The sequence below is a fragment of the Paenibacillus sp. Soil750 genome, assembly GCF_001428045.1.
In the GTDB taxonomy this organism is placed as follows: Bacteria; Bacillota; Bacilli; order Paenibacillales; family NBRC-103111; genus Paenibacillus_E; species Paenibacillus_E allorhizoplanae.
The window spans coordinates 297,269-310,636 of record NZ_LMSD01000023.1 but is presented as its reverse complement, the minus strand read 5'-3'; the positions used below and the strand labels follow the sequence as shown (position 1 = coordinate 310,636).

The 13,368-nt window shown below is 42.9% G+C and carries 7 protein-coding genes; 1 reads left to right on the top strand and 6 read right to left on the bottom strand.

The window, feature by feature from the left end; translation table 11 throughout:
• Window positions 1-117: 117 nt before the first annotated feature.
• The 6 genes from ASL11_RS21465 to ASL11_RS21440 all read right to left on the bottom strand — a co-directional run bounded on the left by ASL11_RS21465 (window position 118) and on the right by ASL11_RS21440 (window position 10,695).
• Window positions 118-2,178, bottom strand: a complete 2,061-nt coding sequence (locus ASL11_RS21465) for a hypothetical protein (RefSeq protein WP_056619421.1) — start codon at window positions 2,176-2,178, stop codon at window positions 118-120.
• Window positions 2,179-2,328: 150 nt separating this feature from the next.
• Complete coding sequence (locus ASL11_RS21460; protein WP_056619418.1) at window positions 2,329-5,187, bottom strand: carbohydrate binding domain-containing protein; 2,859 nt, start codon at window positions 5,185-5,187, stop codon at window positions 2,329-2,331.
• Between the two features lie 183 nt (window positions 5,188-5,370).
• The gene (locus ASL11_RS21455) at window positions 5,371-7,230 is read right to left on the bottom strand and encodes a heparinase II/III family protein (RefSeq protein WP_056619416.1); all 1,860 of its coding nucleotides are present in this window, start codon (window positions 7,228-7,230) and stop codon (window positions 5,371-5,373) included.
• Window positions 7,231-7,299: 69 nt separating this feature from the next.
• Window positions 7,300-8,781, bottom strand: a complete 1,482-nt coding sequence (locus tag ASL11_RS21450) for an ABC transporter substrate-binding protein (protein ID WP_056619413.1) — start codon at window positions 8,779-8,781, stop codon at window positions 7,300-7,302.
• A 76-nt stretch (window positions 8,782-8,857) separates the two neighbouring features.
• On the bottom strand, window positions 8,858-9,751 hold the full coding sequence (locus ASL11_RS21445) for a carbohydrate ABC transporter permease (RefSeq protein ID WP_056619411.1): 894 nt from the start codon (window positions 9,749-9,751) through the stop codon (window positions 8,858-8,860).
• Window positions 9,752-9,774: 23 nt separating this feature from the next.
• Entirely contained in the window at window positions 9,775-10,695 is a 921-nt protein-coding gene (locus ASL11_RS21440; RefSeq protein WP_056619408.1) for an ABC transporter permease, read from the bottom strand.
• A 200-nt stretch (window positions 10,696-10,895) separates the two neighbouring features.
• Here ASL11_RS21440 and ASL11_RS21435 point away from each other — a divergent pair, with 200 nt between their 5' ends.
• Entirely contained in the window at window positions 10,896-13,277 is a 2,382-nt protein-coding gene (locus tag ASL11_RS21435; RefSeq protein WP_056619405.1) for an AraC family transcriptional regulator, read from the top strand.
• Window positions 13,278-13,368 lie beyond the last annotated feature (91 nt).

The window sequence follows — 13,368 nt, the reverse complement described above, 5'->3', positions numbered from 1 at the left end:
TTAAAAAAGAGCATTCGATGTCTCTGTAAAACAAACTACACGAGAAATCGAATGCTCTATTCAGCTTGACCTCTATGCTAAAAACTAGTTTCTCTCGATCTAGCTGTTTGTGGGAACTTAATTTTGTTCTATAGCGAAATGAAGGGTTATTGGTTTACTTGCATCCTTGCTAATCCACTGTGCTAAGCGATAATTGCCGTTGCGATTCGGCATTAGCGAGGGAAGAACTTCAAGTTCAATGTCTTCGGATTCTGAATGTGGTTGGATTGCATATACCGCATTCGAATAATGGACGAACAGCTTATTGCCTTCGACACGGATGACCGATTCATCCGTTCCATTGGACACTAACACCGGTACGGTTACACCGACACCGGTTAGTTCCGCAGCCTCCGCCGCTTCTACCAACCATGACGTTGTTACTCCCTCGTTAGCGACCCGATATGATTCAGTGATCGTTGCTACACCTTCGATGCCTGGCCTTGGTAGTATATCAGCGATAGCACGCAAGAGGACTGGATGCATATTTGGATCTGGGTCACGCAAATCCATATCATTCAGCTGTTGAAGTCCAGTGGATGCATAGCGAATTTGGAAGGATAGCACATCACCAGCTTCATCTTTATTATCAACTGACGCATGCCAATGCATCTTCTCATCCTTGGTCGGCACCCCGTCCTCATTCAACGATGCAAAGGTTTCGTGATTTCTTCGGCCATAGTTGGCTAATCTGTGCCAAGTACCGTACCCATCTCGCCATGTCAGACCAATCGCTGCCGGCGTGTGCGGGCGTGGTATGTTCTGTTTGGCCACTAAATAATTCATGTGAAGATTACCACTGAGCCCAGCTATCCCCATGGAGAGCGCGGTTTCTTCTTTCACCTCCGCTTTATGCAGCCTCACCCAGCCAGTTGCATCATGCCCCATTTGCGCAGCTGTATCTATCACGAGATGATAGGCGCCTTGCCGTGGTCCAGTCGTGGCATAGATGCGATTAAAGGATTCAATCGGAACAACATATCCCCCCATATCCGCAGGTGTTGGCTTCTCGGGGATGTTTTCAACCGCACATTCATAGCAAGAAGCCGCAATTTGCGCAGCATACAAGCTGTAGGTCGAGTAATACGCATAGAACTCCCAACCGTTACGCATCTCGCTCCTGAATCGATTCTTCAACAATCGGAACTCGGAGGGATCCTCGATCCAGCGTTGAATGGATCCAAGTGATTTTCGAGCAGCTCGCTTAAAGGTACCTGCCCACGCTAGATCACCCGCTTGCGCATATCGCGTAGCTTCCCGTTCACAGAGATTGGCAAAGGTCAACTCATTCCAAATAATCTGATTACTTCTGCCGCCGCAGCTCGTGCCCCCCGTGCTAGATTGCATAAATAGCATGGTTTGAGCACCTTTGCGAAGCTGAGATTCAAGAAATAGCTTCCATTCGCCGTTATATCCGGCGTCTAGTAAGCCACTAAGCTGCTGCCGCGCAGCCATGTCATAAACCGCCGGAAGATTAGGATCACGGTATAACCCTTCTGGCGTGAACCGCGTCATTTGCGGTTGTAAATATGTCTCGATAAAGGCGTTCGATTCCGTCAAACCCTCGCTGAACCGCATCATTTCGCCATGCATCGCATAAGTAGCCCAGTTACGGATCGTACGAATGTCGGGGAAATTGCGGATCGTTTGGCTATACGTTAACTCAGGCTCAATTTGCGACAAATGCTTCTGCCATCTGTCACTACGCTCACGTCCTGCCATTTCCACAAGAAGCTGATATGCTCTAACCAGCATATGAGAAGTGAAATCGGCATGATCATCTGGGACTTTATTCTCGCCTAAACATTGGCTAGCCCAATCCATCGCTAGCATAATCTGATCTTGCAGATCCCTACAACGGCCGTTTGCTACTAAAATAGCTCCGGCTTTCACAAATGCAGCCGTGGCAAATTCGTGCTCTTTCCCATCGTTAGGCTCCAAAACCCCTCCGTATTCACTTAGATAAGGAACAAATTGACGAACACGCGCTTCGGCAAAGTCCAAATATAGATCACGAGATAGCCCAGTTTCTGTGATCTCATTGTTTTTGCTGTTTTCTTTGAAAGCGTCGATATGTGGTTGTATAGGATTAGACCCAAATAATCGTTCGATATATGCTAATTCTTGTGTTGAAAACATACGCTACCTCCAAAACGATGACTGTATTCTTACGAAACTCGAAATTCCCACAGAAATATAACAAATGTATATAAATGTAAATTTTCCGGTTGCCAGTTCGAACTAAAAACAGGACTGGAGCGTTCCCGCTCCAAGTCCACTCTTACCGTTCTACTGAATACTTATATCATCAAAATACGATGTATTCGTATTACCAGACCATAGATCTCCAATCGATATTCTTTTGAAGTTCGTTAAACCCGTCGGCGATGAAACCAATACACCATCGATATACATATCTACTTTTGTACCAGACGTATAGTCCCACTTGAACTCATGCCAGCCTGTTGTTCTGGTTACAGTCGTTGCAGAATGTGTACCGCCTAACCGTACGGCATATTTTGTAGTTGAAGTCGGGGTATTGACCTCAATTCCCCGAATCGTTACATTGTCATCGACAAAACCTGCTACTTGCATGTTCGTTACACTGGCATTGTCATAGAACCACATCGTAACCACTTTATTGTAGCTAGAGCTAAAATTTTGCTGAATAGCGTCCATATCCTCATTGACTATGTAGCTATTACTCCCAGAATGTTTCACGGTTGTACTCGTCGTTGGCGTCCCTTTCCCAGGTACAACTACCCAGTTGCCCAGTCCGCCTTCAAAACCGTCAAATGCGTACATGGATTGGTAAACGGTTGAATCCGGGATAAGTCCTGCATCATCCGCATAAGCCTCTCCCGAGCCTGATGTTTTCTTAAAATAAATTGTGGCACTCGTATTCGCTGCCCCTGTCGTAAACGTGACCTTCACAAAGGTCCAAGTGGCACTGTTGGATGGCGTCGATACATCAGATCCACCATAGTTTTTAACACCTAAAGCAGCCGTTTCACCCCCCGGAGTTCTCAGCCAGCCTCCAGCAACATAACTCGTATTTGGTTGCAATCCTGAGATCGTCTGTTCAACCCCATCTACGCCACCGCTAAACTTAACGCCATATAATTGAGATCGCGAATGTCCTGCATTAGCTGCGAGTCCCCAATGATTTTCGTTGTATGCAACAGCGTTGCCAGCATCCGTAGCCACCCAACCCGAGAGGTTCCCCAGCTCAAATCCTGCGTTGGACACCCTATTCATGGTTGGTGTACTTGGAGTTGCATACGTCGGACTAGGCGGAGCCGCAAAATTATGACCAGCTGTCCAATTTGTGCCGCCGTACTCATACGCACCAATATCCGGGGCACTGCCTACATAGCCATCCGTAATGCAAGGTATGATGATACCCGCATCTCTGGCTGCTGAAGTCGAAAGCAACTGATAGTCACGAGCTGCTTCATTCACAAATCCCGGCGTCGTTGTCAGATTGCTTCCTATGGTCGTATAGGCTGTTGTTTCAGCATCATAGCCCTTCACAATGTTGTTAAAGATTCGGTCCCCATACATATCCGTGGTAAAAATATTCCCCCAAGCTTGAACCGTCCCTGCATTCGTCCATGAGGTATTATTGTAGACGAGGTTATATTCCGATGGGATATTCAACTGCAAACCAGCATTATTCCAAGTCACATTATGATGAATAATGAAATTGTTCGTGTAATTATCTAGGTAGATACCCATGCCTAAACTGGCTGATTTAGCATCGTGTACCCAATTGTGATGAATCTCCGTATTCCCTCCATCTGTATTCGGTCCATAAAGCATCCCAAGGTCATTGGTCAGCCAGCCGGCATTATAGACGTTGTTATATTGAATGTCATTTGCGCTCATACCCGCATAGAAGTAGATAGTAACCCTGCCTGAATCACTTACCGTATTGTGGCTAATCAAGCTATTTAACCCTTTCAGATTCACAAGTCCTTCCCAATCAGGTACATAACCCCCATCATGGATGTAGCTGTTTATCACGTGGTTCGAGGTGCCCTTTACCGTAACAAGACTGCCTGAGCTATAGGCAAGCTCACTGTCTCTAATCACATTATTGGTTCCGTCTAAAATGATGCCTAAATTCGTTTGCTCGTTCGCAGTCGTATTGAGCTTATTATGTGAAATATATGTGCTTACGAGTCCTTGCAGCAAACAGTCATTCGTCGAACCATCCATTTGGATGGTCGAGGCAATCGTTTGAATGCCTTTAATATCTACGAAACCTTTACCAGATAGGTCGAAGGCAGTTGTTCTTTTTTTCGCTTCGACAGTTTGACTGGATGGACTTCCGCCACCTGGTGCCCATAAGTAGAGCATGGCGTTTGCCGAGTCGTACCACCACTCCTTCTCCACATCCAATGCACCTTTAATCCCAGACAAATAATATTTGTTGCCTGATGCTGGCACGTACGACGCTCCTGTCGACTTTAACGCACCAAAAGTCAGTTTCTTCGTAGTAGCATCAAAAGCTGTGATCGTTGATGTCATGGCAATCCATCCGCTTCCACTTGTCGTCCATAGGGTTGCTCCATTCCAGAACCCAGTGGTCCCAGGAAGATTCGTGTCGACGATGTGCGTTAAATCCGATCCAGACTGCATAGACGCACGGGTCGGCTGAAGCAAGGTGCCCGTTTGGTTGGGCCAACGTGCTTCATCCATCATTACTCCATTCACGAACACTTGGTTACCTGATCCTAGGGTCCAATTCATTGGAGCTTTATATATGTTCCCAGCATCAACAGTCCAACCGGAAACAACATCATTTCCACTTACGATAACAGTTTCCCCTGAATAGTTCTGATAGGTAATCTTGTTTCCTGTTGTCCCTGAATTAGCTGGCGTAACGGTTTCTCGATACGTCCCTCCCCGAATATTGACGGTATCTCCTGCTTGCGCTGCGAGTGCAGCCTTCTGAATCGTAAGGAATGGCGTGCTTAACGATGTCCCATTATTGGAATCGCTTCCATTTGTAGCAACATAATAGGTCGTTCCTGCCGCATGCACCTCAGAAATAGGGACTGCCGTGACCATTGGAGAGATCAATAAGGCACTTAATACGCATTTAATTAACCGATTCTTCCATTTGCTCTGGATTGAATTCATGTACACATGCTCCTTTTTGATTATTTTGAGTGTTCATTGGTTTGAGACACAATCAAAATCTTCTTGAGACTGAGCAGCGATGACGATCCCTAACTGTTTCCTCCCTTCGTTACAACCGATTACGATATATGAAATAGGCAGCCTGTTCAACCATGTAAACAGGCTTACCTGTACCGCCGACTATTAAACGCTCTCACCAATTTCAAAACAAAACTCAGAAAGCATCTCTCGCTCCATACTCGTACGATTCAATACGATTCGGTAGAATGGCGTTCCTATTTTATAATGAGAATCCACTTTCATTTCTTCCATGTCCAATTCCCACTGCTCTGAATTGTAAAGCAATGTCACCTTATTCATCTGTATCCGGCCTGCACCGATGACTCTAGGTTGTATACAACTTATGAAAATCTCTTGGAATGACTCCGGCTTTGTATTACTAATGACGCGATCCCTGACGATCAACTGCGGGGCTTTATGCACCGAATGATCCCAAATAAATTCTCGAGTGAAAATGTCCAATGAAACGCAATCATAGGCTTTCGTCAAATCCATAACGACATGAACTTGATCATCTGAAATTTGACTGTGAAGAATTTCAGAACGATACGACTTCCCAAATCCCTGTCTGCAGCCATCCACAATCGGTACGGAATGTCCGTGAGAACCCGCATTGATCATCTCGTACCGATAGCTAGGTTGGAAATATTGTTTGGTATATACCCCAAGCCCTAGATCGGCCAACACATTGTCACCATCAACATGTAAAATAAAATGCCCAAGATCATTATGATTGTGAGGCTCTTCATTATGTCCGCCTTTGGCAGCAAAAGCAGTCATCCCACCTTCAGCATCCTTAATTTTCGAAATCACCCATTGATTACCGATAAATACCTGCTCTTGAACCCTTTCTCCGTCATTAGCAGAAATTAATGGTTCTGAGTCTAATGACCAAAGCATCAACCTTGTAACATCCAGCCAATTCCCTATAACTGGCTTCATGCGATAGTAGTCGGTCGGAAGCTCCAGCGTTGGTACATATTGTTGCAATCGTTGAATAAGACCTGGATTCAAAGTGACTTCTTCTGGAGAATCGGAGAAATTGACAACCTTCCCCCCCGATAACATACAGAATTGCGGAAATTGCGAGATGGCCTCGACCTTAGCGTCTGTGAGGAGTGCAATGCGTCCCTGTGTTCGCTCTTTCAACAATTCCGCGAAATACACAAAATGTGAAAATCCAAATTGCCAATAAGCAGGTCCCTCTGGTGTTGCTCCTTGCTCGTCAAAGCCTGAGAAGTAATTCCGCAGCACCCCAATCACACGCCAGAGCATACCTGCCAGCTTCTCACTATCTTCGATCATATAGATCGCCGTTGCTCCGATACTTGAGGAGCAAACTGCCGGCCAGTTGTTCGTCTTCAGTTCCCAATTTTGCGGTGTAGGGTCATTGAAATAGACTTGAAATATGCGCTTATCGATTTCTTCGTTCACACGATGAATGATCCACGGATGCAACCTGTCTTTCAGCAAATGAACGGTCTCCGCTAACGTAAATGCGGTCATTCCTGCATACAGATCTACCGTTTCTCGTGGCGGAAGAGGCTGATCCCAGATCCCATTCGGATAATCATTATGGTAAAGTCCAACATGCGCTGGTGAAACCCAGGTATACTGGTTACATATATGCCAAATTGCGTTCTCTAATCCGGTCTTCCACTCCTGCTTTTCCTCTGTTAGGGCAAGCATGCTAAACATAGGGATGCCAACGAACAAGTCATCTTGCTGTTTCTGATAGATCGCCCTGTCACCTGTATCCCCGAACAAAGTGAACTCTGAAAATAATGGTGCACGTACGGGGTTTTCAAGTAAATGTGTCGCTTTCTCTTGCAATGTATGCCAGAATTCTGCGTAATTCACATCTTCTCTTATGCGTTTCCATTGCTCAGAGGAATGAGCTTCTGAATAAAGTGTTCGTGGTTGGCGCTGTGTTTCTTCCAATGCATTCTTAAGCTGACGAAATGTTATATGCTCTAGCATCATTTTCATCCCTTCTTTTAACAAGTAAAGGGGGAACCAAGAAATACTGGATCCCCCGCTATACGTCAATCATTATTTCTGTGTCTTTCTCCACGCATCGACTTGCTTTTGAATTTCTGCCAACACTTTATCCTGACCTGCTGCTTTTCGTTTATCGGTGTAAAGCTTCATCATTTTGTCCGGATCATCGAGTCCGTTGATAAGAATTGGCTTAAATTCCGTTGTTACAGCTGTCAACTGAGCAAGTTCATTTTCCACATTCGTACGGTCAAATGTAAATCCAATTGCAGGATCAACCACAGAGGTATCATTCAGTTTCTTCGTTTGATCCCAAACATCATCCGGCTGTCCAGGTACAACAAAGCTATTGAATTCGTTTCCGAATAACCAGCCAGGTACAGAGTAAGCATTTGGTTTCGGTTCAATGCGGTTGGCAGAAACCTTGGTATAATCCTGCCCCTCAAGTCCAAACTTCAGCAAGTTGAACAGCTCTTTATTGGTATCAATCAAGTTGATCAACATCATGGCGCGATCCGGATTTTTCGAAGTAGTGCTTATTGCATTTAGCGTACTCGTTACTGCAGATTTACTAATGACAGAAGGGCCGGTTGCGAAATTCACAACGTCAAATCCATAAGATGCTTTTAGTTCGGCGTCGACACCTGGTTTTTGACGACTGTATCTGCCGAATACTTTTCCAGCTTTGATTAAGGACAACTCGTCTTTCAGAGTAGCAACATCTTGCGGGAAAAAGCCTTTTTGGTACCAGTCTCTCATCAGCTTAAATTGAGGGGCCAACTGTTCATATTGGTTAGTTACTTTCCATGTCTTGGTATCCACTACAAATGTGTCCACAACTAATGAAACAACATCATTGTAAGCAACATTAATGCCGTTACCATCCCTAAGGGCAGAAATACCTGGTTCTCCGTCTTTAATAGTTTGTAGAACGGGTGTCAAATCATTTAACGACTTTACTTTGGTCAAATCAATTTTGTACTTATCTGCAAGATCCTTCTTCAACCAAAATCCCGGCTGGTCGCCCATGATTTGGTTATTCGGAACGCCATACGTTTTCCCATTGACTTTAACGGCATCCCAAATTTCCTTTTTAAACATGTTCGTCAAATTAGGATATTTTGCCAACAGATCGTCTAACGGAATATACGCTCCTTTACTGACGTTATTCACATAGTTATTTACCCAGCTTGCAGTGAAAGCGATATCATATTCCTCGCCAGAAGACATAACGAGCTGCATCTTTTTATCATAATCGGCTGGAGCGACATACTTGAATTCAACGGTTGCCTTGATTTTCTCATTGATAATTTCATTCGCTTTTTGCATGACAGCAGCCCCATTTTTAGGTTCTGCACTTCGCAAGTACCAAACCAACTTTACTGGCTTTAATTCTTCCGGCTTTTGAGACACCGATGTTTGCGCTGTGCTGGTACTACTCGGCTTATCCGTATTTGTTGAACAACCTGCTAGAAGAGCCCCAATTGTTAGAATCGAAGTTAACGCTACAGTCATCTTTCTTTTTCTGTTTACCATGAACAACCCTCCATTATTATATGCTTATCTTAAACCTAGAATTTCGGGAATTCTAGTCTTAATTCATGCTTAGCGCTTAGCCTTTGACAGCGCCCACCGTTAATCCTTTGGCGAAATACTTTTGAAAGAATGGGAATATGAACAGCATGGGTGCAATTGCTAACATGCACATGGCCATTCTGGCTGATTCACTCGGTAATTTGTTTAAAGCTGCCGTATCCACTATTCCGCCATCTTGCATATTTTTCAATATTTCTTGGATGTTACTCAACATTACCTGCAGCAAGTATTGGAGTGGGTACATGGATTGTTTGGTAATAAATAGAAGCGAAGCAAACCAAGAGTTCCAGTAGACAAGTAATGTCAACAGCCCTACCGTGGCTAACACGGGAGTTGAGAGTGGAACAATGATTGTTAAGTAAATTCGCATCTCGCTTGCGCCATCAATTTTAGCAGATTCGACTAAGGAATCCGGCAGTGCCTTGAAGAAAGTACGCATTAAAAACATGTTCCAAATGTTTCCTAATAAAGGGAGAATCAATGCCCAATACGTATTTTGTACATGGAAAACCTTTGTCATTAGAATATAGTAAGGAACAATGCCCCCACTGAATAACGTTGTGAAGAACAAATAAAAAGTAATGAACCTGCCATACTTAAAATCCGATCTAGATAGCGCATAGGCACACATGGAAATGATAAGTACGGATACAAATGTACCTACAAAGGCCATAATGATCGTAACTTTATACGCATTAATAATGGTCATCGGATATTCCAAAATATAACGGTAAGCACTAAAATCAAGATTTAAGGGAATCAATCGGTAACCAAACTTCGATAAGTCTACTTCATTAGAAAGTGAGATTGACACGATTGACAACAGTGGAATGATGAACAAAGCAGAAATAGCGATAAAAAATAGATGAATCGGCAACATAGATAACTGGTATTTCCTCAAACTTGCCATTCCTCTCTTCCTCCTCCATTCCTTTAAAATAACGAATTATCTGAGTTTATTTTTCGCACCAACGCGTTCGTACTGACAACAAGCAGCAAACCCAGAACCGATTTCGTTAATCCTGCTGCGCTTGACATGCCAACATTACCTGAATCCGTTAACGCTCTGAAAATATAAGTGTCAATCACATCCGTCGAGCTGTATACGGTTGGCGAATTCATTGGAAGCTGGTAGAACAAACCGAAATCAGCCGTAAAAATATGCCCAATGGCTAAAATCGTAAGAATCGTCATGAGTGGATACAGAAAAGGTACAGAGATTTTGATAAGAATCTGCCACTTGCTCGCTCCATCCATCTTGGCCGCCTCATAATAGGTAGGGTCAATACCTAGAAGCCCCGCATAATAAATGATGGCGCCGATCCCGATCTCTTTCCACATATTCGCTATTGGCATGATGTAGATCCAAGGACCTGACTTATTGTACCAGTCTACGGATCCTAAACCAATATCTGCCAACCACTGATTTAACATCCCCGATCTTGGGTTTAGAAAAGAATAAGCCATATAGGCAACCACTACCCAGGATAAAAAATGAGGATAGAACATGATCGACTGATACGTTTTAAGCAGCTTCTTATTCGTAATTTCATATAGTAGTAAAGCTACAAAGACAGATCCTACTAAATTAAGAACGATAAACGCTGAATTGTATCCCAATGTGTTACGAACAATTCGCCAGAGATCCGGAGAGCCGAATAAAAACCTGAAATTACTTAAACCCACCCACTCACTACCCAAAATACCTTTGTTAAACTGGTATCTTTTGAAAGCAACCATTGCTCCAAACATCGGTACATAACTGAAAATAGTTACATATATCACGAGTGGTAATGTTAGAGCAAGCAGTACTTTGTTCTTCCGAAAATCTTTCCATATTTGTCTCAGCTGCATGATGCGATGACCTCCTTCTGGCATTTATCGTAACAGATAATTTGCCAGGTGAGATAGGCACAAAATTGAAGAATCGGTTTAAAATCAAGGTTCAAATTATGTGAATGAGTTCAATTCGAGGCAAATGAATTCCATAATCTCGCCCTTTCAACTATAATAAATGGAGACAACACATGATTTTAACGTAAAGGGGGCGACGTATGAGGGTGAGATTTTTTCGTACGGGTCAGATCTATTTTTATAGCATGTTTACCAAAATCACATTCTTGCTTACTTTAATCATGCTTGCGCTTTTGTTGTTTCTCCATTTTAACTTTACAAACTACAGCATTGGGCTGCTCAATTCATCTAATCAGAAATTAATGAACCAGATCTATCAGAATGCCCTGCAAATAAACAACTCGGTGCGCACCTACTCTAATGCGATTTTTAATAACCCCAATACAACAAAATTAATGTATAGCGATGACATATCGGTTTTGGATCAGCTTAACAGCATTAATACTATTGAAACTTCGTTAGGAAGTGCGCCATTCATCTATTCCGCTTATGTGTATAACGGGAAGACGAACACCTATTATGCCATTGGACCGAATACAGTCACTCGGAAAGATCAGTTTTATGACACGGAATTGGTACAAATGTTTAAAGATCCAAAGCTATTACTGTCTCATACACCTATTCCAAGAAAAATCCCAGTATCAGAATTAGATCCTACGAAATTCGAGAATGTATTTTCCTACATCCTGCCTGAGTATTTTCCTGATAAACAGTTGAAAAATGCACTCGTTATCAATGTCCGAATGAATTGGATTTTCAATTCTCTTGCGTCCTATCAGGAATCTGATTCATTAACAGGTAATAATATCTTGATTATGGATCACAACGGGAACGTCATTGCCAATTCGGATCAAGAAAAAGACCTATTTCTAAGCAGTTTGTCCAACGAGCCTTTCGTTTCTCACGTATTAAAATTCACTAACCAATCTGGTGTTTTCACAGCTGACTTCAGAGGGACCTCCTCGATCATTACTTATACGTCATATGAGACATCGCCATGGATCTTGGTAAACATCACACCTTACAAATATATTGCTGGAACCGTGAGTAAGGTGAAAGCGATTACAGTGACGATAGGACTTGTTATGCTCATCATCTGTCTCATTACAGGATTTTTACTATCCAAGAATTTGTATGATCCTGTGCGAAATTTAAGAAAAACAATCGGACGTCTGAATCACACACAGGAGCCAAAAGGGGATCATCACAATGAATTCGAGTACATCACTGATTCCATAGAGTCGACTCACTATCAACTTAACTCCCTTGAAGATTTCCGTAAGACCAATCTGTTCACGTTGAAACAGACGTATTTGAAGGATCTTCTCTTGAGTAAACATGTAAAAGAAGTCGATTATGAAGCGTTTTTTAAGCAGCATAATGTTCATTTTGATCCAAGAAGCTCCATTGCCCTTATTCTCTTTAAAACAGATCATTATGCGGCTTTTCATGCGAACTATAGCTCGAAGGATCAATCCTTATTACGATACTCGCTTCTTAATATAGCAAATGAAATCGTGCATCCTTCCTATCCATGCGAGTCCATCGATGCGGGTCGGGATCATGTGGTTACCTTATTAAATATGGAAGTATTCAGTGATCATGAACCTGGTTCCACAGCACACATCGAGCGTTTGAAGAGCTTGGCACAAGAGATTCAGCAAGTGTACGCCAAGTACTGTTCGATTAGCGTTTCAGCCTTTATTAGCGAACCCGTAACTTCCATTAAGGATGTCCGGGCCCTGTATGAGAGAACATTAGAGCTTTCCCATTATCGGATTAAATATGGTCATGGTTGCCTGCTCACCCAATTAACGATAAATAAGGTCAATTGGTCCGATTTCAATATCAATACGGCCTCTGTGCAGCAATTTCTAGACTGTATTCAGAAAGCCAAATTAGAAGAAGCCAAAACAGCCTACTGGAACTTGATACAAGAACTAACAGATTGCAGCTTCAATATCATCATGTTTACCTTATCGTATTTGTCCTCCAGCATCTTCAATCTGGTTAATCTCATGGAGCGAAATGGGACGATCTCCTTTGGTCTAGACTTCGTTTCCTTTGACAATACAATGAAATCAATGGAAGTATTCGACGAGATCAATAACGAGTTCATTACCCTTATATCCGCGATTATTGGGAAAATTGAACAAAACCGAAGCGAGAAATCAGATATCGTGGTTTCCAACGCAATCCGCTTCATCGACTCCCATTATATGGATACAACCCTAACGTCCAATCGAGTAGCAGACCAGTTTAAATTAACGCCGGCTTATTTAGGCAAGCTCTTCCGTGAGCATTCTTCACGATCGATCGCTGACTACATATCTGAAACTCGACTAGTGAAAGCATCTGAATTGCTCAAGGACTCGCCATATAACGTAGATGAAATTATCGAAAAAATAGGTTGGGAAAATAAAAAGCATTTCTTCACCTTATTTAAAAAGCGGTTTGGCACTACCCCCACCGAATATCGGCTTAAATCCAGAGTGAGTGATATTCAGGAGATCTCACCGTAAATAAAAGCGGCCATTCTCAACTTGGAGAAGGCCGCTTTTGGTGTTCGAATTACTGAACTATACTAACTTCAATATCTTGTTCTTATTTCAA